Genomic DNA, 20,228 nt, shown 5'->3' with positions numbered 1-20,228 from the left:
TCGCGGGGAACATCTACCGGTCACACGAGTCGGTTATTCAAACGATAGGGCCCAGATCCACGACGAACGCGGCCGGATTGCCTGTTGATCTTGCTGGGTTCACGCCCTAAAGTGCGCGCCGAACGTCCATGCTGGAAACGATCCATCCGGCTCAAGTACTGAGTAGGCGAACCAAAGTGGGGATACGGAGGACGTTCAGTTTGCAGCCACTTATCTTTTCAGTTTGCCCATGGAGTCCCTGAGCATGTCGATCCAGGTCGAAGACTATTTCGCGCGTGACACCTTCCAGAAAATGAAGGCGTTCGCCGACAAGCAGGAAACCCCGTTCGTACTCATCGACACCCAGATGATCAGCCAGGCCTATGACGACCTGCGCGCCGGGTTCGAATTCGCCAAGGTCTACTACGCGGTCAAGGCCAACCCGGCCGTGGAGATCATCGACCTGCTCAAGGAGAAAGGCTCGAGCTTCGACATCGCCTCGATCTACGAGCTGGACAAGGTACTGGGCCGCGGCGTCAGCGCCGACCGCATCAGCTACGGCAACACCATCAAGAAGTCCAAGGACATCCGCTACTTCTACGAGAAGGGCGTGCGCCTGTATGCCACCGACTCGGAAGCGGACCTGCGCAACATCGCCAAGGCCGCGCCGGGCTCCAAGGTCTACGTGCGCATCCTCACCGAAGGCTCCACCACCGCCGACTGGCCGCTGTCGCGCAAGTTCGGCTGCCAGACCGACATGGCCATGGACCTGCTGATCCTCGCCCGCGACCTGGGCCTGGTGCCTTACGGCATTTCCTTCCACGTAGGCTCGCAGCAGCGCGACATCAGCGTGTGGGACGCGGCCATCGCCAAGGTCAAGGTGATCTTCGAGCGCCTGAAGGAAGAAGACGGCATCGAGCTCAAGCTGATCAACATGGGTGGCGGCTTCCCGGCCAACTACATCACCCGCACCAATAGCCTGGAAACCTACGCCGAAGAGATCATCCGCTTCCTCAAGGAAGACTTCGGTGACGACCTGCCGGAAATCATCCTCGAGCCTGGCCGTTCGCTGATCGCCAACGCCGGCATCCTGGTCAGCGAAGTGGTGCTGGTGGCGCGCAAGTCGCGCACCGCGGTGGAGCGCTGGATCTACACCGACGTGGGCAAGTTCTCCGGCCTGATCGAAACCATGGACGAAGCCATCAAGTTCCCGATCTGGACCGAGAAGAAAGGCGAGGCCGAAGAAGTGGTGATCGCCGGCCCGACCTGCGACAGCGCCGACATCATGTACGAGAACTACAAGTACGGCCTGCCGCTGAACCTGGCGATCGGTGACCGCCTGTACTGGCTCTCGACCGGTGCCTACACCACCAGCTACAGCGCCGTGGAGTTCAACGGTTTCCCGCCGCTGAAGGCGTACTACCTGTAATGCACGACGGGGCCGCAAGGCCCCGTTTTCATGTGTGTATCAGTGCCGCCCTCTTCGCGGGGCAAGCCCGCTCCCCACTGCTTACAGGTTCAGTAGAGAGCCTGTGGGAGCCGGCTTGCCGGCGATAGGGCCGGTACAGGCAAGCTCAAATTCCGCGTGCTTCCAACTCTTCGGCATACCGCGCCGCAAAGGCCATCAACATCGGCCCTGCCCCCTGCAACGTCACCAACGCACTGCGCAGGAAATTCAGATTCCCCTCGACCCGCGCCCGCTCCAGCCAAGCCCCCGCGTCGGCCATTTCCCCACGCTCGACCAGCACCAGCGCCAGGCTGAACATCCCGCGAAAATCCCCCGCCTCGGCCGAGCGCCGATACCAGCGCACCGCCCTCACAGGGCTCGGCGCAGTGGCGATGCCCTGCTCCAGGTACCGCCCATACAGGTTCATCGACTTGGCATGGCCCATCTGCGCGGCCTTCTCGTAGCAGAGCAAGGCCTGGGCCTGGTTGGCCGGCACACCACGCCCGGTGGCCAGCAGGTTGCCCAGGTTGTAAAGGCCCCAGTCCAGGCCGGCATCGGCCGCACGCGCATAATGGATGGCCGCCTGCGACCAGTCCTGAGCGCCGCCCCAGGCATGCTCCAGGCAACGGCCGAGCATGTTGTGGGCCATGGCACTGCCGCCCTGGGCGGCGATGCCGAACCAGCGCCGGGCCACCGCCTCATCGGCTTCGATGCCACGCCCATCGAGCAGGATCTGCCCAAGCAGCAGTTGCGCCTCGACCACGCCCTCCCCGGCCGCCGCCAGGATCGCCTGGGCCGCCTGGCCGGGGCTGTGTTCGAGCATGGCCTTGAGGCCGGCCACATCCACCACGTCTTCACGCCGCAACTGATAGGACACGTCTCAGACCTCGGCCCAGCGGCGCAGCAGGTTATGGTAGGTGCCGGTCAGCTGCAGCAGCGAGGGGTGCTCCGGCACATCGGCAGTCAGTTGCTGGATGGCATTGTCCATCTCGAACAGCAGCGCCCGCTGGCTGTCCTCGCGCACCAGGCTCTGGGTCCAGAAGAACGCGGCATAACGCACGCCGCGGGTCACCGGGTTGACCTTGTGCAGGCTGGTGCCGGGGTACAGCACCAGGTCGCCGGCAGCCAGCTTGATTTGCTGCGTGCCATAAGTGTCCTGGATCACCAGTTCGCCGCCGTCGTAGCTGTCCGGCTCGCTGAGGAACAAGGTCGAGGACAGGTCGGTGCGCACCCGCTCCGGGCTGCCCTTGGGCTGGCGCAGGGCGTTGTCGATATGGAAGCCGAAGTTGCCCCCTTCGCGGTAGCAGTTGATCAGCGGCGGGAACACCTTGTGCGGCAGCGCTGCCGACATGAAGCGTGGCGTCTGCCACAGCCGGTCGATCAGCGCGCTGCCGATTTCCTTGGCCAGCGCATGGCCCTCCGGCAACTGCAGGTTGTGCTTGGCCTTGGCCGACTGGTAGCCGGCGGTGACCTTGCCGTCTGCCCAGTCGGCTTGCTCCAGGGCCTCGCGAATACGCGCGAGCTCGTCGCGGTCGAACAAACCGGGAATGTGAAGCAGCATGGCGACGGCACCGTCAGAAAGTGTAAAGGCGCCAATGATATTGATTCACTTTTACGCCGCACAAGCCCTTTCGCCGCTTAAGACGTTTCAGCTCAAGTAAACCGTAAAGCGAATTTGTAAAGATTGTAAATTCCTAGCGAATGGTAACGACTCTCAATTGCTAGTTACAATCGCTTACACTATGATCCGCGGCCTTCACACCTTGGGGAAGGTCCATAACAATGCGAAACGTACCATCTGCAGTCAGTTCACCACGCCTGATCGTGTCCGCCATCGGCGTCGCCCTTAGCGCATCCAGCGTCTATGCCGCCGACCCTGCCGCCAGCAGCGCCATCACCCTCGACGCCACCAGCGTCAACGGCAAGGCTGAACAAGCCAGCACCGACTACAAGGTCGAGAAGGCTTCCTCGCAGAAGTACACCGCACCACTGGTGGACACCCCGCGCTCGATCACCGTGATCCCGCAGCAAGTGATCAAGGACACCAACGCCCTGACCCTGCAGGATGCCCTGCGCACCGTGCCAGGCATCACCTTCGGTGCCGGCGAAGGCGGCAACCCGCAAGGCGACCGCCCGTTCATCCGCGGCTTCGATGCCCAGGGTGACACCTACCTGGACGGCGTGCGCGACACCGGCGCGCAAACCCGCGAAATCTTCGCCATCGAATCGGTGGAAGTGGCCAAGGGCCCGAACTCGGCCATCGGTGGCCGTGGCGCCGCCGGCGGCACCATCAACCTGGTGAGCAAGCGCGCCCACCTGGGCAACTCGCTGGACGGCGCCTGGACCTGGGGCAGCGACCAGACCCAGCGCTACACCTTCGATGGCAACTACCAGTTCAGCGACACCGTGGCTGGCCGCCTCAACCTGATGACCCACGACAGCAACGTCGCCGGCCGTGACAAGGTCAACTACGACCGCTGGGGTATCGCCCCGTCCCTGGCCTTCGGCCTCGGCACGCCGACCCGCGTCAACCTCGACTACTACCACCTGGAAAGCGACGACCTGCCCGATTCCGGCATCCCGTACAGCATCCCGACGGCCGGCAGCGGCGCACGCACCTCGGCGCACCCGAGCAAGCCCGACGACGGCGGCGACAGCGACAACTTCTATGGCCTGACCGGCCGCGACTTCCGCAAGAGCCGCGTCGACATCGCCACCTTCGCCATCGAGCACGACCTGACCGACTCGCTGACCATCAAGAACACCCTGCGCCACGGCAACAGCATGCAGGACTACATCCTGACCCAGCCCGACGACAGCAAGGGCAACGTCAACAATGGCAGCGTCTGGCGCCGCGCCAACACCCGCGTGGGCAACACCGCCACCACCACCAACCAGACCGACCTGTTCGGCGACTTCTACCTGGGCGGGTTCAAGAACAGCTTCTCCACCGGCATCGAGCTGAGCCGTGAAGAAAGCAAGCGTTCGACGTACAACGTCGACACCAACACCCATGGCTCGACCGCCACGACGTGCAACCCGAGCTTGATCGGCGCCAACAGCGGCTACAACTGCACCTCGCTGGGCAACCCGAATCCGGACGACCCGTGGAACGGCGCGATCTCGCGCAACTACGCCGGCACCGACACCAAGAGCAACACCCGCGCCATCTACGTGTTCGACACCCTCGAGCTGTCGCCGGACTGGCTGCTGAACATGGGCCTGCGCTACGACCACTTCGACACCCAGTACCGTGGCTACGATGCCTCCGGCGCCACCGTGGTGAACACCAAGGGTGTCGCCTCCAAGGGCAAGGACACCAGCGAGTTCGTCACCGGCCAGCTGGGCCTGGTGTGGAAACCGGCCGAGAACGGCAGCATCTACGTCTCCTACGCTACTTCCGCGACGCCACCGGGCGCGCTGCTGGGCGAAGGCATGGAAGGCAACCCGCTGGGCAACACTACCGACCGCGGTGGCAACCTGCTGAACAGCGACATGGAGCCGGAAGAAACCACCAACTACGAAATCGGCACCAAGTGGGACCTGCTCGACCAGCGCCTGTCCCTGGCCGCCGCGTTGTTCCGCACCGAGAAGGAAAACGCCCGCGTCCAGGTCGACACCACCACCTACGAAAACGTCGGCGAAACCCGCGTGCAGGGCATCGAGCTGTCGGCCAGCGGCAAGCTGACCGACAAGTGGCAAGTGTTCGCCGGCTACACCTACATGGAAGCGCGCCAGATCGATGGCGGCGCATTGGGCAAGGTCAACGACGGCAACCAGCTGCCGAACACCCCGAACAACAGCGCCAGCCTATGGACCACCTACTCGGTCACGCCGAAGCTGACCATCGGTGGCGGCGCGTTCTACGTGGATGACGTGTATGGCAGCGTGGCCAACACCACCATGGTCGACAGCTACGTGCGCTACGACGCCATGGCCGCCTACAAGCTGACCAAGAACGTCGACCTGCAGCTGAACGTGCAGAACCTGACCAACGAGGTGTACTACGACAAGGCATTCTCCACCCACTTCGCCAACCAGGCGGCCGGGCGGACCACCCTGCTGACCACCGCAGTCCACTTCTAAAGCAGCACCCCCAAGCCCCGTTCATTCCCATGAGCGGGGCTTTTGCGTACCAAGGCATAATGCACCCCGCGCAACAGGCCCCAGCAACACAAGGTGATCGATGTGGTGAAGAAGACGCTGTTCCAATTGCACTGGTTCTTTGGCATCACCGCTGGGCTGGTGCTGGCCTTGATGGGCATTACCGGGGCGCTGTACTCGTTCCAGGAAGAACTGCTGCGCGCGTTCAACGCCGACGTGCTGAAGGTCGAGGTGCGCGCAGAGGGCGTGCTGCCGCCGGCCGAGCTGGTGCGCCGGGTCGAGGCCGAGCAAGGCGACAAGATCTCGATGCTGTGGGTCGATGTTCGCGAAGGCAATGCCGCGCGCATCTTCTTCACCCCTGCCCCAGGCGAGCGGCGTGGCGCATTGCGCTATGCCGACCCGTACACCGGCGAACTCAAGGGCGAAGTGGCCGGGCAAGGTTTCTTCAACCTTATGCTCGAGCTGCACCGCTTCCTGGCCATGGGCGACACCGGCCGGCAGATCACCGGCGCCTGCACCTTGATGCTGATCTTCTTCTGCCTGTCCGGGCTGTACCTGCGCTGGCCGCGCAAGGCGCTGAACTGGCGCACCTGGTTGACCCTGGACTGGGCCAAGAAAGGCCGCGCCTTCAATTGGGACCTGCACGCGGTGTTCGGCACCTGGTGCCTGCTGTTCTACCTGCTGTTCGCCCTGACCGGGCTGTTCTGGTCCTACGAGTGGTACCGCGAAGGCCTGAACCGCCTGCTGGGTGATGCGCCTGCCGCCGGGCAGCAGCAAAAACGCGGCGAAGGCCGTGGCCGCCACGGACCGCAGAAGGTCGACAAGAACGCAGCGCCGCTGGTAGTCGACTACGACGCCATCTGGGCCAACCTCAAGGCCGCAGCAGGCCCGAGCCTTGCCACCTACAACCTGCGCTTGCCACCCGCGGGCGGCCAGCCGGCCAACCTGTTCTACCTGCAAGACAGCGCCGCGCACCCGCGCGCCTTCAATACCCTGGTGCTCGACCCGGCTACCGGCCAGGTGAAAAGCCATGACCGCTACCTCGACAAGTCGTTCAAGGCGCAGCTGCTGCAGAGCGTCTACGCCCTGCATGTCGGCGAGTACTTCGGCCTGCCGGGGCGCATCATCGTCACGCTCGCCAGCCTGACCATGCCGCTGTTCTTCGTCACCGGCTGGTTGCTGTACCTCGACCGCCGGCGCAAGAAGCGCCAGGTGCGGGCCGCCCGTGGCAACGTCGCCAACACCGATGCCGGCGCCGGTAGCTGGCTGATCGGCTTCGCCAGCCAAAGTGGTTTTGCCGAGCAACTGGCCTGGCAGAGCGCCGGGCAATTGCAGGCCGCCGGCCTGCCGGTGCAAGTGCGTGCCCTGGCCGAGCTGGGCGAGGATGATTTGCGCAAGGCACGCCGCGCGCTGTTCGTGGTCAGCACCTTCGGCGACGGCGAGGCGCCCGACAGCGCACGCGCCTTCGAGCGCAAGGTGCTGGGCCAGCCCTGGGCGCTGAACGAGCTCAGCTACGCCGTGCTGGCCCTGGGCGACCGCCAGTACCCGCACTTCTGCGGTTTCGCCCGGCGCCTGCAGGCGTGGCTGGGCGAACGCGGCGCCAGCAGCGCATTCAGCCCGGTGGAAGTCGACAATGCCGACCCTTCGGCCCTGCAGCAGTGGCAGCAATCGCTGGCACAGCTGACCGGCGCGCAGCCGGTCGCCGCCTGGCAGGCGCCCAGCTACGGCAACTGGAGCCTGGAGCGCCGCGAGCTGCTCAACCCAGGCAGCCAGGGCCAACCGGTGTACCTGCTCGGGCTGCGCGCCCAGCAAGCTGCCAGCTGGCAAGCCGGTGACCTGGTCGACATCCTGCCGCTCAATGGCCAGCCACGGATCGAAACCTTCCTCAGCGGCATGGCGCTGGATGCCAGCACCCTGGTGCAGCTCGACGGCCTGCAGGAAACCCTCGCCCAGGCCCTGGCCGGCCGCCAGTTACCCACCCGCCGTGACCACCTGATCGGCTTGCACCCGCAAGCGCTGGTGGATGCGCTGGTGCCGATCGGCAGCCGTGAATACTCCATCGCCTCGATCGCCCGCGATGGCGTGCTGGAGCTGATCGTGCGCCAGGAGCGTCACAGCGACGGCAACCTGGGCCTGGGTTCTGGCTGGCTGACCGAATACCTGCCGCTTGGCGGCACGCTGAGCCTGCGCCTGCGCCGCAACAGCGCGTTCCACTTGCCGGAGGTGGCGGCGCCGCTGATCCTGATCGGCAACGGCACCGGCCTTGCGGGGCTGCGCAGCTTGCTCAAGGCGCGGATCAGCGCCGGCGAGCAGCGCAACTGGCTGCTGTTCGGCGAGCGCAACCGGGCGCATGACCTGCTGTGTGGCGATGAGCTGCAGGGCTGGCTGCAAAACGGCGACCTGGCGCGGCTGGACCTGGCGTTTTCGCGGGATCAGGCCGAGAAGGTGTATGTGCAGGATGTGTTGCTGCAACAGGCCGAGGTGTTCAAGCGCTGGGTTGCCGAGGGTGCCTGTGTGTATGTCTGCGGCAGCCTGCAAGGGATGGCGGCGGGGGTGGATGCGGCGCTCAAGGGCATGCTTGGGGATGAAGCGGTCGAGCAGCTGATCGAAGATGGGCGGTATCGCCGGGATGTGTACTGATCGAACTTGTAGGAGCGGCCTTGTGTCGCGAAAGGGCCGCTAAGCGGCCCCAGCAATCTCTGTGGTACCACCTGATCTTGGGGCCGCTCTGCGGCCCTTTCGCGACACAAGGCCGCTCCTACACATCAGCGCTCAGTGCAGCTCGAAGGTATCGGCATCCAGGTTGGCCGGGAAGCGGGTGCGATACGCCGCCAGCTCCGCCGCGCTCAGCACCGCCGTGAACACACCGTCCGCCTCGCCGGCGCTGAGCAGGCTCTCACCCTGGAAGTCCAGCACCTGGCTGTCGCCGGAATAGGCAAAGCCCTTGCCATCGGTGCCCACCCGGTTCACCGCCGCCACATAGCACAGGTTCTCGATGCCCCGCGCCGGCAGCAGGCGGTTCCAGTGCTGGCGCCGCGCCGCTGGCCAGTTGGCGGTGTACAGCAGCAGGTCGGTGTCCTGGGCATCACGGCTCCACACCGGGAAGCGCAGGTCGTAGCAAATCAGCGGGCGCACGCGCCAGCCTTTGATCTCGAACTGCACCTGGCGCTCGCCCGGGGTGTAGTGCTTGTGCTCGCCGGCCATGCGGAACAGGTGGCGTTTGTCGTAGTGCAGGATCTCGCCGTCCGGGCGCGCCCACAGCAGGCGGTTGCGGTGGCTGCCGTCGGCGGCCTGGACGATCACGCTGCCGGTGATCACCGCATCGATCCGCTTGGCCTGGGCCTTGAGCCATTTGTAGGTCGGGCCGTTCTCGGGCTCGGCCAGGCGCTCCGACTCCATGGAAAAACCGGTGGTGAACATCTCCGGCAGGATCACCAGGTCGACGTCGCCGGCCTGCTCCAGCAGCACCTCGAAGTGCGCGTAGTTGGCCTCGCGGTCATGCCAGGCCAGGGTGGTCTGGATCAGGGCGATTTTCAGGTTGGGCAGTGCACTCAGATCGCGCATAGTTTTTCCGCTGCCTGGCGCAGCGTCTCCTCACGTTTGGCAAAGCACAGGCGCACCAGGCGTTGCTCGGGGATGGGTTGCTGGTAGAACACCGACACCGGAATGGTCGCCACGCCGTGCTCGCGGGTCAGCCACAGGGCCATGTCGACGTCGTTCAGGTCCGGGCGGATCTGCGAGTAGTCCACCAGCTGGAAGTAGGTACCGGCGGTACGGGTGAAACTGAAACGCGAGCCTGCGAGCAGGTCGCAGAACAGGTCGCGCTTGGCCTGGTAGAAGCCCGGCAGCTCATCGAGGTGCTGCGGGTGTTCGGCCATGAAATCGGCCAGCGCGCACTGCAGCGGCGTGACGCCGCAGAAGTTGACGTACTGGTGCACCTTGCGCAGTTCCGCGCTCAAGGCCGGTGGGGCGATCACGTAGCCGGTTTTCCAGCCGGTCACGTGGTAGGTCTTGCCGAACGAGCTGACCACGAAGGCGCGGGCGTAGAGCTCGGCGTGGGCCAGCACGCTGGCGTGCTGCACGCCATCGAAGACCAGGTGCTCGTAGACCTCGTCGCTGATCAGGTAGATGTCGCGCTCGGCGATCAGCCGCGCCAGCTGGTCGAGGTCGTCACGGCTGATCAGCGCGCCGCTGGGGTTGTGCGGCGAATTGAGGATGACCATGCGCGTGCGCGGGCTCAGGGCCTCGCTGAACTTCTGCCAGTCGATGCGAAAATCGCCGTCGCGCAGCTGCACGTGCACGCAACGGCCACCGGCCAGCTCCACCGAGGGCTCGTAGCTGTCGTAGCAGGGGTCGAAGACGATCACTTCGTCGCCGGCATGGATGACCGCCTGGATGGCGCAGAAGATCGCCTCGGTGGCACCGGGGGTGATGGTCACTTCCTGGTCGGCATCGACCTTGGCGCCATACAGCCGCTCGACCTTCGCCGACACCTGCTGGCGCAGGGCCGGCAGGCCGGTCATTGGCGCGTACTGGTTATGCCCGGCGGCCACATGGCGGCCGACCGCATCGAGCAAAGCCTGCGGGCCATTGAAGTCGGGGAAACCCTGGGAGAGGTTGAGCGCGCCGGTTTGCACGGCAAGCTGGGACATGGTGGTGAAGATGGTCGTGCCGACATTCGGCAGTTTGCTGCGGATCATGGAGCCCTCTTTCCTGGGGTTTGTCCGGCACGGGGTAGAGACCGAGCATAGCGGATCAAGCAGTCAGGAAAAAGGTTGAAACAATAGGGGGATTGCGGTGGGTCAAGGAAGCTGGGGCCGCTTGGCGGCCCCATGCCAAGGTCAGCGCTTGTCGCGGCGCTTCTTCTCGGCCTTCTTGTGGTGCGACATCAAGCGGCGCTTCTTGTTGACCTGGCGGTCGGTGAGGGTGTTCTTCTTGCCCTCGTAAGGGTTTTCGCCACCCTTGTACTCGATGCGGATCGGCGTACCGACCAGCTTGAGCACGCGACGGTAGGTGTTTTCCAGGTAGCGCGAGTACGACTTGGGGATCTTCTCGGTCTGGTTGCCGTGGATCACGATCAGCGGCGGGTTGGCACCACCGAGGTGGGCATAGCGCAGCTTGATGCGACGGCCGTTGACCAGCGGCGGCTGGTGTTCGCTGACCGCATCTTCGAGGATCTGCGTCAGGCGGCTGGTCGGCCAGCGGGTGACCGCCGACTTGAACGCGGCCTGCACCGACTTGTACAGGTGGCCCACGCCGGTGCCGTGCAGCGCCGAAATGAAGTGGATGTCGGCGAAGTCGACGAAGAACAGCCGGCGCTCCAGCTCGGTCTTCACGTAGTCGCGCTCACCCGGCTCCATGCCATCCCACTTGTTCAGGGCGATGACGATGGCACGGCCGGCTTCGAGGGCGAAGCCCAGCAGGTTGAGGTCGTGGTCGACCACACCTTCGCGGGCGTCCATGACGAAGATCACCACGTTGGCGTCCTTGATCGCCTGCAAGGTCTTCACCACCGAGAACTTTTCGACTTCCTCGTGGATCTTGCCGCGCTTGCGCACGCCGGCGGTGTCGATGAAGGTGTACTTCTCGTCATCGCGCTCGAACGGGATGTAGATACTGTCGCGGGTGGTGCCCGGCTGGTCGTAGACCACCACGCGCTCTTCGCCGAGCATGCGGTTGACCAGGGTCGACTTGCCGACGTTGGGGCGGCCGATGATGGCGATCTTGATGCCATCCTTTTCGCTCGGGCCCGGGATGCGCACCGCTTCCTCGCCTTCGGCGACGTCCTGGTCCAGGGCTTCTTCCTCGGCATCGCGAGGGATATGGCCCAGTACCGACTCCATCAGCTGGTTGATGCCGCGGCCCTGCGAGCCTGCCACCGGAATGGCGTTGCCCATGCCCAGCGGCGAGAACTCGGCGCGGGCGACGTCGGCGTCGATGTTGTCGATCTTGTTGGCGACCAGGATGGCCGACTTGTTGCGCTTGCGCAGGTGCTCGGCAATCATCTGGTCGGCGGCGGTCATGCCGGCGCGGGCATCGACCAGGAACAGCACGTAGTCGGCTTCTTCGATGGCCATCAGCGACTGCTCGGCCATCTTCTCGTCCATGCCCACTTCGTCACCGGTGATACCACCGGTGTCGATCAGGATGTAGGAACGACCCTGCCAGCTGGCATCACCATACTGGCGGTCACGGGTCAGGCCCGACAGGTCACCGACGATGGCATCGCGGGTCTTGGTCAGGCGGTTGAACATGGTGGATTTGCCGACGTTCGGCCGGCCCACCAGGGCGATTACGGGAACCATGCGGCTCTCCACTCTTGAATTCTTGAAAATGCAAAGGCCGCTGCAAGGCAGCGGCCGGAGTTAGGGCGGCGTGTCCTACGCCGCAACTCAAGACCCTTAGCGGTCTTGAGCATAGCTTCAGCGGATGGTCAGTGCCTCGAGCTTGCCGCTGTTGCCAAAGACGTAGATGGTGTCGCCGACCACCAGGGGCCGGGCACGCAGGCCATCGCTGTCGATACGTTCACGGCCGACGAAGCGGCCATCGACCTGGCTGAGCAGGTGCAGGTAACCCTCGAAATCACCCACTGCCACATAGCTGGAGTACACCTCCGGCGCGGTCAACTGGCGGCGTGCCATCGAGTCGTTGCTCCACAGGGCGCTGGAGGAGCGTTCGTCGACGCTCTGCACAGTGCCCGAGGCTTCGCTGACGTAGACGTTGCCAAAGCCCTGGGCGACACCCACGTAGCTGGAGGCATCACGCTGCCACAGCACGCGGCCGCTTTCCAGGTCCAGGCCGGCGACCCGGCCCTGGTAGGTGCTGACGTACAGGGTACCACCGGACAGCAGCAGGCCGCCGTCGATATCGACCACGCGGTCCAGCTCGGAACGGCCTTGCGGGATGGCCACGCGGCTTTCCCACACCGGCACGCCGTTGTTGATGTCCACTGCCACCACCTTGCCGGTGGACAGGCCGGCGACGGCCAGGCGGTTGGTGGCAATCGGTGCACCGGTGCCACGCAGGGTCAGCACGGCCGGGGTGTTCTCGTAGATCCAGCGGCGGTCGCCAGTGGCGGCATCCAGGCCGATCAGGCGGTCGTCCTGGGTCTGCACCACCACAACGTCACCGTTGTTGGCAGGCGGCGCCAGCACTTCGCTGGTGACGCGCGCTTTCCAGCGCTCTTCACCGGTGCTGGAGTCCAGGGCGATCACCTCACCCTTGAGGGTGCCGAGCATGACCAGGCCATAGCCGACACCGACCGCGCCGGAAACCGGCTTGTCCAGGTCCTTCTTCCACACCACGTCACCGGTGATGCGGTCGAGGGCGAAGACTTCGCCGTTGACGTCGGAGGCGTAGATACGGTCGTTCTCGATGGCCGGTACCAGGGTGTTGTAGGTTTCGCCCTGGCCGTCACCGATCGAACGGCTCCACTGCTTCTTCAGCACCACTTCTTCGGTGAACTTGGTCAGCTCGGCCGGAGGCAGTTCCTTCTTGCTGTTGCTGCTGCAACCTGCGGCCAGAACGGCCAGGGTCAGCACTGCTGCTTGTTTCCAACCGATCACGTCACGCGTCCCCTTTGGCCAGATCATCCAGCTTCAGTTGCAGGCCACCGACCGCAGCGTCATCCGACAGCGCAGCCTTGGCTTTTTCGTATGCACCGTGGGCATCGTCGGCGCGGCCCAGCTGCACCAGCAGGTCGCCCTTCAATTCTTCACGGCTGGCCAGGAACGCCTTGTCGGCGTCGCCGTCGAGCAGTTTCAGGGCATCTTCGGCCTTGTTCTGGGCGGCCAGCACGCGCGCCAGGCGCTGACGTGCGATTTCGCCCAGGGTCACGTCGGCCGGCTTGTCCAGCACGGCCTTGAGCTCGGCAGCGGCGTCGTCGAGCTTGCCGCTCTCGACCGCGACCTTGGCCACGAACAGGCTGCCGTACTGGGCATAGGCCGTACCGCCGAACTCGCTCTTGAGCTTGCCGGACAGTTCCGCGACCTTGGTCGCGTCAGGCTGGCCGCTCGGGGTCAGGCTGGTTTCCAGCAGGGCCTGGTACAGCTGCGAGGCGCCTTGCGACTGGTTGTTCTGGTACTTGTGCCAGGTGTTCCAGCCCAGCACCACCACGCCGGCCAGCAGCGCGCCGGTCAGCAGCGGCTTGCCGTTGCGGTTCCACCAGTCCTTGACCGTTGCCAGGTCATCATCATCGGTACTCGACACCCCAATACTCCTTTTCGCCTATTCGCTTGTTGAACCGCGTTACGCCTGTGCGATCGCGGTTTCCAGGTGCTCAGCCAGAGCATCCCAGGCAATGTTCTGTTGTTCGCCCTGACCACGCAGGGGCTTCACGCCGATCTCTTGCTTGGCCAGCTCGTCGTCGCCAAGAATCAGGGCGAACAGTGCCCCGCTCTTGTCGGCTTTCTTGAACTGGCTCTTGAAGCTGCCGCCGCCGGCGTTGACCGCCAGGCGCAAGCCCGGCAGGCGATCGCGCAGGCCTTCGGACAGGCGCAGGCCAGCCAGTTCCGCCTGCTCGCCGAAGGCGCACAGGTAGACGTCGATCTGGCGATTGATCGACTCCGGCACCTTGCCGAGGGTCTCCAGCAGCAGGATCAGGCGCTCGATGCCCATGGCGAAGCCAACGCCGGTGGTCGGCTTGCCGCCCATCTGCTCGACCAGGCCATCGTAACGGCCACCGGCGCAGACCGTGCCCTGGGCGCCGAGCTTGTCGGTGACCCATTCGAATACGGTCTTGCTGTAGTAGTCCAGGCCACGCACCAGCTTGGTGTTGATCACGAACGGAATACCGGCGGCGTCGAGGCGTGCCTTGAGGCCCTCGAAGTGCACGCGCGAATCCTCGTCCAGGTAGTCTTCCAGCTTCGGCGCGCCGACCAGCACCGCCTGGGTGCCCTGGTCCTTGCTGTCGAGGATGCGCAGCGGGTTGCTCTTGAGGCGGCGCTGGCTGTCTTCGTCGAGCTGCTCCAGGCGCGCCGAGAGGAATTCGACCAGCGCGTCACGGTAGCGGGCACGCGCTTCGCTGGTGCCCAGGCTGTTGAGCTCGAGCTTGACCGCGTCCTGGATGCCCAGCAGGCCCCACAGGCGCCAGGTCAGCATGATCAGCTCGGCGTCGATGTCCGGGCCGTCGAGGTTGAACACTTCGACGCCGATCTGGTGGAACTGGCGGTAGCGGCCCTTCTGCGGGCGCTCGTGGCGGAACATCTGGCCGATGTACCAGAGCTTCTGCACCTGGCCGTTGCCGGTGATGCCATGCTCGAGCACGGCACGCACGCAAGCGGCGGTGCCTTCGGGGCGCAGGGTCAGCGAATCGCCGTTGCGGTCCTCGAAGGTGTACATCTCTTTTTCGACGATGTCGGTGACTTCACCAATGGAGCGCTTGAACAGCTCGGTGAACTCGACGATCGGCGTGCGGATCTGGCTGTACCCATAGGTGTCCAGCAGGCCGGCGACGGTGCCTTCGAAGTAGCGCCACAGCGGCGACTGCTCTGGCAGGATGTCGTTCATGCCACGGATGGCTTGCAGCGATTTGCTCACGAAAAGTCCTTACGAATCTGTGTGTCAGCTGCGGGCGATCAGCGCCGCGTCAGCCTCGACCTTTTCGGCCGCTTTCTGGCGGATGAGTTTTTCCAGCTCATCGACCAGGTTGTCATTGGTCAGCTTCTGCGCAGGCTTGCCGTCGATGTAGATCAGGTTCGGCGTGCCGCCGGTCAGCCCCACGTGGGCCTCCTTGGCTTCACCCGGGCCGTTGACCACGCAACCGATCACCGCCACGTCCAGCGGCACCAGCAGGTCTTCCAGGCGCCCTTCCAGCTCGTTCATGGTCTTGACCACATCGAAGTTCTGCCGCGAGCAGCTCGGGCAGGCGATGAAGTTGATGCCACGCGAACGCAGGTGCAGGGACTTGAGGATGTCGTAGCCGACCTTCACTTCTTCGACCGGGTCGGCCGCCAGCGAGATGCGGATGGTATCGCCAATGCCTTCGGCCAGCAGCATACCGAGGCCGACGGCGGATTTCACCGTGCCCGAACGCAGGCCACCGGCTTCGGTGATGCCCAGGTGCAGCGGCTGGATGATCTGCTTGGCCAGCAGGCGGTAGGCCTCGACGGCCATGAACACATCGGAGGCCTTGACGCTGACCTTGAAGTCCTGGAAGTCCAGGCGGTCCAGGTGCTCCACGTGACGCAGGGCAGACTCGACCAGCGCGGCCGGGGTCGGCTCGCCGTACTTCTTCTGCAGGTCCTTTTCCAGGGAGCCGGCGTTGACGCCGATGCGGATCGGGATGCCGCGGTCGCGGGCGGCATCGACCACCGCGCGCACACGGTCTTCACGGCCGATGTTGCCCGGGTTGATGCGCAGGCAATCGACGCCCAGTTCGGCCACGCGCAAGGCGATCTTGTAGTCGAAATGGATGTCGGCGACCAGCGGCACGCTGACCAGTTGCTTGATCTTGCCGAACGCCTCGGCGGCGTCCATGTCAGGTACCGAGACGCGCACGATGTCGACGCCGGCATCGACCAGGCGCTGGATCTGCGCCACGGTGGCGGCGACGTCGTTGGTGTCGGTGTTGGTCATGCTCTGCACCGCGATGGGAGCATCACCACCCACCGGCACATTGCCGACCCAGATTTTGCGGGATTCGCGACGTTTGATCGGAGATTCGCCGTGCATGACTTATTGTCCCAACTTCAGGCGAGCGGTCTCGCCACTGGTGAACGGGGCAACATCGACGGGCTGGCCGTTGTAGCTGACCTGGGCGCCACGGGCAAAGCCCAGGCGCACCGCGAACGGCGGCTTGCCGGTCAGCTCCAGGTTGTCGCCCTTGCGCTTGATGGCGCTGAACAGCACCTTGCCGTTGCCATCGGTGACCTGGGTCCAGCAGTCGGCGACGAACTGGATGGCGACCTTGGCGCTGCCGGCCGGTACTGTGGCGGGCTCGGCGGCGGCCACTGCCGGCACGCTGGCCACCGGCGCCACTGGGGCGGCTGGCGTGGCTGGCGTTGCAGGGGTGGCGGGCACGGCCGGTGCCGGTGTTGCAGCGGTTTGCTGAGCGGGTGCCGGCGCAGTGGTGGCAGGCGCCGCTTCGCTGGCGGGCTGGCCAGCCGGTTCGGCCGGGGCCTGCTCCAGGGGCAGCGGTGCGCTCTCAGCCTGCTGGCTGGCGGTGACGGCCTGGTCTTCAGGCTCGTCCAGCGGGTGGATCTGGGTGGTGCCGTCGGCGCTCTCGACTTCTACGTGTTCCAGGGCGATCTTGGCCAGGTCCTTGCCACGCAGGCTGCCCTGGTCCTGCCACCAGATGAAGCTGCCACCCACCACGGCGACCAGCAGCAACAGGCTGACGCCACGCAGGATGTTGTGCGACAGGCGCACCGGCTCTTCGATGCGGCCCAGCGAATGCACTTCGCTGCCCTTGGCATGGGTACCGGTGTACTGGTCGAAGGCCTCGACCAGGGGCGCCTGGTCCAGGTCCATGAGCTTGGCGTAGGCGCGGATGTAGCCACGGGCGAAGGTATGCCCTGGCAGCTTGTCGAAGGCGCCGGTTTCCACATGGTTCAGCGAACTGATGGTGAGGTTGAGCTTGCGGGCCACCTCGGCTTGCGACCACTCCCGTTTCTCGCGGGCCTGGCGCAACAGCTCACCGGGGTTCTGGCCAGTCGCTGCTGCTACTTCGGGATGCGCGGCTTTCATCGTTGCTCCGACAGGTATTGCTGATATTCCGGCGTACCGGGATAAAGTCGTTGTAATTGCTGGCCCAGCTCGGCCAGTGTGCCCTGCTCGTCGAACACCCGAGCAAGACGGCTGCCCAGCAGCAGGCTGCGGGCGCTGTGATCGCTCAACTGGCTGAAACGATCGTAGTAGTCCCGGGACGGCACATAATGCCTGTTTTCGTAGGACAACTCAGCCATTTCCAGCAACGCCCTGGGCTGCCGCTGATTGAGCTGCAGGGCCTTGGTCAGGTAAGCGTGTGCCTGGTCGCGATTTTCCAGCTTCAGCGCCGTCAGGCCAAGGTTCTCGTACACCCGGGAGCGCTCAGGATACAGGCTATCGGCGCTGGCCAGGCGAAACATCTGCTCGGCTTCGGCAAAACGTTGCTGAGCATATAGGAAACTGCCGTAGTTGTTGCGAATTCGCGTATCGCCGGGGCGCGCTGCAAGCGCCTGCTTGAACTGGGCTTCGGCCAGTGCGGCCTCGCCTTCGGCCTGGAACACCAGCGCCAGGGCCGCGTGAGCATCGGCGTCACTGGCATCCAGGGCCAGCGCCTTGCCCAAAGGAGCCTTGGCCTGTTCGGTCAAACCTTGTTGCAAATAGCCCAGCCCGAGCTGCACGTAGGCCCGCCCCGCCTCTGCCCTGCCCTGGCGCGAGGCCAGGGGGTCGCTCGCGCCGCCCGACACGCAGCCGGCCAGCAGCATAAGCGCGAGGATCGACAGCGCGGCGCGCAGGCTCATGGCAGGCCGGCCTCAGTGACGCACGGCGTTGTCTGAAGGCTCAGCGTCTGCGGAGAGCTGGCGCACTGCGATGTAGCGTTCGCTGCGGCGGGTACGGTCGTTGACCTGGCCGACCAGCTGACCACAGGCGGCGTCGATGTCTTCGCCGCGGGTGGTACGGGTGGTGACATTGAAGCCACCGTGGTGCAGCAGGTCCTGGAAGCGGCGGATAGCATTGTTGCTAGGCCGCTCGTAACCCGAATGGGGGAACGGGTTGAACGGGATCAGGTTGATCTTGCACGGCACGTCACGCAGCAGTTCGATCATCTGCGCGGCGTGCTCGGGCTGGTCGTTGACGTCCTTGAGCAGGGTGTACTCGATGGTCAGCACGCGCTTGCCACCCAGGGTCGACATGTAGCCCATGCACGATTCCAGCAGCATCTTCAGCGGGTACTTCTTGTTGATCGGTACCAGCTGGTTACGCAGTTCGTCGTTCGGAGCGTGCAGCGACAGGGCCAGCGACACGTCGATGTGCTTGGCCAGTTCGTCGATCATCGGCACCACGCCCGAGGTGGACAGGGTGACGCGACGCTTGGAAATGCCATAGCCGAGATCTTCCATCATGATCTTCATGGCGGCGATGACATTGTCGAAATTCAGCAGGGGCTCGCCCATGCCCATCATGACCACGTTGGTAATCGCGCGATCGATCTTGGCCGGGACAGTCCCGAAGGATTTGTTGGCAAGCCACACCTGGCCGATCACTTCGGCGGCGGTGAGGTTGCTGTTGAAGCCTTGCTTGCCGGTGGAGCAGAAACTGCAGTCCAGGGCGCAGCCGGCTTGCGACGAGACGCAGAGCGTGCCGCGGTCGTCGGTGGGGATGTAGACGGTCTCGACGCAGCTGCCGGAGGCAACGCGGACCACCCACTTGCGGGTACCGTCAGCGGAAATGTCTTCGCTGACCACTTCCGGGCCCCGAATCTCGGCAACGGCCTCGAGCTTTTCACGCAGGACCTTGCCGACATTGGTCATGGCGGCGAAATCGTCGACGCCAAAATGGTGAATCCACTTCATCACCTGGCCAGCGCGAAAGCGCTTCTCCCCGATCGAGTCGAAGAACTGTTCCATTTCCTGCAGGGTCAGCCCCAACAGGTTGATTTTGCCGGTAGATGTCGTCATGGATTCACCTTCACCCTTAAGCTTTCGCTTAGCGAGTGGTTACCTCGGTAGCAGCGAAGAAGTAAGCGATTTCGCGAGCAGCAGCAGCTTCGGAGTCCGAACCGTGAACGGCGTTGGCGTCGATCGACTCGGCGAAGTCAGCACGGATGGTGCCGGCAGCAGCTTCTTTAGGGTTGGTAGCGCCCATCAGCTCGCGGTTCAGAGCGATGGCGTTTTCGCCTTCCAGAACCTGAACGACGACCGGGCCGGAAGTCATGAAGGCAACCAGGTCACCGAAGAAGCCACGAGCGCTGTGCTCGGCGTAGAAGCCTTCGGCTTCGGCCTTGGACAGTTGCTTGATTTTCGAGGCGACGATTTTCAGGCCGGCTTCTTCGAAGCGAGTGGTGATCTTGCCGATCACGTTCTTGGCAACGGCGTCAGGCTTGATGATCGAGAAAGTACGTTGAACAGCCATGGAAAACTCCAGAATATGAGTGTTGCGAAAAATTAAACCCGCGAATTATACGCGGGTTCCAGGGGATTGCCTAACCTGCAGCGTCACGCTTAGTCGGCTTCATCAATCCAGGCCGCCTGGATGGCCTCCAGCACTTTCTCACCGCCACGTGACGGATCGTCGCTGAATTCTGGCAAGGCCAGCACCCAGCGGTGCAGATCGACGAAATTTACATAACGAGGATCGACTTCCGGCTTGTTTTCCGCAAGCTGGATGGCGATCTCAAGTACATCAATCCATTTCAAGCTCATGCGGCAAACCTCAGTGCGGCGCTTCGGCAGCGTGATTGAGCGAATACTTGGGGATCTCGATGGTCAGGTCTTCATCGGCGACCACCACCTGGCAGCCGAGGCGCGATTGAGCCTCCAGGCCCCAGGCCTTGTCCAGCATGTCCTCTTCCAGCTCGTCGGCTTCTTCAAGGGAGTCGAAACCCTTGCGCACGATGCAGTGGCAGGTGGTACAGGCCTTGACGCCACCGCAGGCGCTCTCCATCTCGATGTGATGGTCGTGGGCCAGTTCCAGGATGTTGGTCCCGGGCTCGACTTCCACGGTCAACCCCTCTGGGCAGAACTTTTCGTGCGGCAGGAATGTCACCAGCGGCATC

The 20,228-nt window shown here is 64.3% G+C and carries 18 protein-coding genes; 3 read left to right on the top strand and 15 right to left on the bottom strand.

The window, feature by feature from the left end:
* The first annotated feature begins 244 nt into the window (after nt 1-244).
* On the top strand, nt 245-1,408 hold the full coding sequence (locus ACIPG5_RS11910; protein ID WP_025337787.1) for a type III PLP-dependent enzyme: 1,164 nt from the start codon (nt 245-247) through the stop codon (nt 1,406-1,408).
* Nucleotides 1,409-1,553: 145 nt separating this feature from the next.
* On the opposite strand, the gene ACIPG5_RS11905 is transcribed toward ACIPG5_RS11910, so the two are convergent.
* Nucleotides 1,554-2,303: a tetratricopeptide repeat protein gene (locus tag ACIPG5_RS11905; RefSeq protein ID WP_401375132.1), complete on the bottom strand. Its 750-nt coding sequence runs from the start codon at nt 2,301-2,303 to the stop codon at nt 1,554-1,556.
* A gap of 3 nt (nt 2,304-2,306) precedes the next feature.
* Nucleotides 2,307-2,987: a Fe2+-dependent dioxygenase gene (locus tag ACIPG5_RS11900; RefSeq protein ID WP_401375129.1), complete on the bottom strand. Its 681-nt coding sequence runs from the start codon at nt 2,985-2,987 to the stop codon at nt 2,307-2,309.
* Nucleotides 2,988-3,208: 221 nt separating this feature from the next.
* Here ACIPG5_RS11900 and ACIPG5_RS11895 point away from each other — a divergent pair, with 221 nt between their 5' ends.
* Entirely contained in the window at nt 3,209-5,512 is a 2,304-nt protein-coding gene (locus tag ACIPG5_RS11895; protein ID WP_176515358.1) for a TonB-dependent siderophore receptor, read from the top strand.
* 102 nt (nt 5,513-5,614) lie between these two features.
* The gene (locus ACIPG5_RS11890) at nt 5,615-8,170 is read left to right on the top strand and encodes a PepSY domain-containing protein (RefSeq protein ID WP_401375126.1); all 2,556 of its coding nucleotides are present in this window, start codon (nt 5,615-5,617) and stop codon (nt 8,168-8,170) included.
* A 132-nt stretch (nt 8,171-8,302) separates the two neighbouring features.
* On the opposite strand, the gene ACIPG5_RS11885 is transcribed toward ACIPG5_RS11890, so the two are convergent.
* From ACIPG5_RS11885 to fdx, 13 genes are all read right to left on the bottom strand, one after another.
* Nucleotides 8,303-9,094 carry an amidohydrolase gene (locus ACIPG5_RS11885; RefSeq protein ID WP_176515354.1) on the bottom strand — a complete coding sequence of 264 codons (792 nt, stop codon included), beginning with the start codon at nt 9,092-9,094 and terminating at the stop codon, nt 8,303-8,305.
* Nucleotides 9,082-10,230, bottom strand: coding sequence for a pyridoxal phosphate-dependent aminotransferase (locus ACIPG5_RS11880; protein WP_401375123.1), 1,149 nt, complete (start codon nt 10,228-10,230; stop codon nt 9,082-9,084). Before ACIPG5_RS11880 ends, ACIPG5_RS11885 begins: the two co-directional genes overlap by 13 nt.
* Before the next feature lie 141 nt (nt 10,231-10,371).
* Nucleotides 10,372-11,835, bottom strand: coding sequence for a ribosome biogenesis GTPase Der (der, locus tag ACIPG5_RS11875; protein ID WP_176515350.1), 1,464 nt, complete (start codon nt 11,833-11,835; stop codon nt 10,372-10,374).
* 117 nt (nt 11,836-11,952) lie between these two features.
* Complete coding sequence (gene bamB / locus ACIPG5_RS11870; RefSeq protein WP_176515348.1) at nt 11,953-13,095, bottom strand: outer membrane protein assembly factor BamB; 1,143 nt, start codon at nt 13,093-13,095, stop codon at nt 11,953-11,955.
* Nucleotide 13,096: 1 nt separating this feature from the next.
* Nucleotides 13,097-13,738, bottom strand: coding sequence for a tetratricopeptide repeat protein (locus ACIPG5_RS11865; RefSeq protein ID WP_176515346.1), 642 nt, complete (start codon nt 13,736-13,738; stop codon nt 13,097-13,099).
* 39 nt (nt 13,739-13,777) lie between these two features.
* Complete coding sequence (gene hisS, locus ACIPG5_RS11860) at nt 13,778-15,067, bottom strand: histidine--tRNA ligase (protein WP_176515344.1); 1,290 nt, start codon at nt 15,065-15,067, stop codon at nt 13,778-13,780.
* Between the two features lie 24 nt (nt 15,068-15,091).
* Nucleotides 15,092-16,201 (bottom strand): flavodoxin-dependent (E)-4-hydroxy-3-methylbut-2-enyl-diphosphate synthase, encoded by a 1,110-nt coding sequence (gene ispG, locus ACIPG5_RS11855; protein WP_008092556.1) that lies wholly within the window; start codon nt 16,199-16,201, stop codon nt 15,092-15,094.
* 3 nt (nt 16,202-16,204) lie between these two features.
* Nucleotides 16,205-17,215: a RodZ domain-containing protein gene (locus ACIPG5_RS11850; RefSeq protein WP_401375117.1), complete on the bottom strand. Its 1,011-nt coding sequence runs from the start codon at nt 17,213-17,215 to the stop codon at nt 16,205-16,207.
* Nucleotides 17,212-17,973: a type IV pilus biogenesis/stability protein PilW gene (gene pilW, locus ACIPG5_RS11845; protein ID WP_236237363.1), complete on the bottom strand. Its 762-nt coding sequence runs from the start codon at nt 17,971-17,973 to the stop codon at nt 17,212-17,214. The genes ACIPG5_RS11850 and pilW overlap by 4 nt, the downstream gene beginning before the upstream one ends.
* 12 nt (nt 17,974-17,985) lie before the next feature.
* Nucleotides 17,986-19,131, bottom strand: a complete 1,146-nt coding sequence (gene rlmN / locus ACIPG5_RS11840) for a 23S rRNA (adenine(2503)-C(2))-methyltransferase RlmN (RefSeq protein WP_401375114.1) — start codon at nt 19,129-19,131, stop codon at nt 17,986-17,988.
* A 28-nt stretch (nt 19,132-19,159) separates the two neighbouring features.
* Nucleotides 19,160-19,585: a nucleoside-diphosphate kinase gene (gene ndk / locus ACIPG5_RS11835; protein WP_008092560.1), complete on the bottom strand. Its 426-nt coding sequence runs from the start codon at nt 19,583-19,585 to the stop codon at nt 19,160-19,162.
* 89 nt (nt 19,586-19,674) lie between these two features.
* The gene (iscX, locus tag ACIPG5_RS11830) at nt 19,675-19,875 is read right to left on the bottom strand and encodes a Fe-S cluster assembly protein IscX (RefSeq protein ID WP_176515337.1); all 201 of its coding nucleotides are present in this window, start codon (nt 19,873-19,875) and stop codon (nt 19,675-19,677) included.
* Between the two features lie 10 nt (nt 19,876-19,885).
* Nucleotides 19,886-20,227 carry an ISC system 2Fe-2S type ferredoxin gene (gene fdx, locus ACIPG5_RS11825; protein WP_021781772.1) on the bottom strand — a complete coding sequence of 114 codons (342 nt, stop codon included), beginning with the start codon at nt 20,225-20,227 and terminating at the stop codon, nt 19,886-19,888.
* Nucleotide 20,228: the final 1 nt, after the last annotated feature.

Source organism: Pseudomonas sp. NPDC087029 (assembly GCF_044745345.1).
Classification (GTDB): domain Bacteria; phylum Pseudomonadota; class Gammaproteobacteria; order Pseudomonadales; family Pseudomonadaceae; genus Aquipseudomonas; species Aquipseudomonas faucium.
Note: the sequence above shows the minus strand (reverse complement) of the source record. Positions and strands in the feature narration are given on the sequence as shown.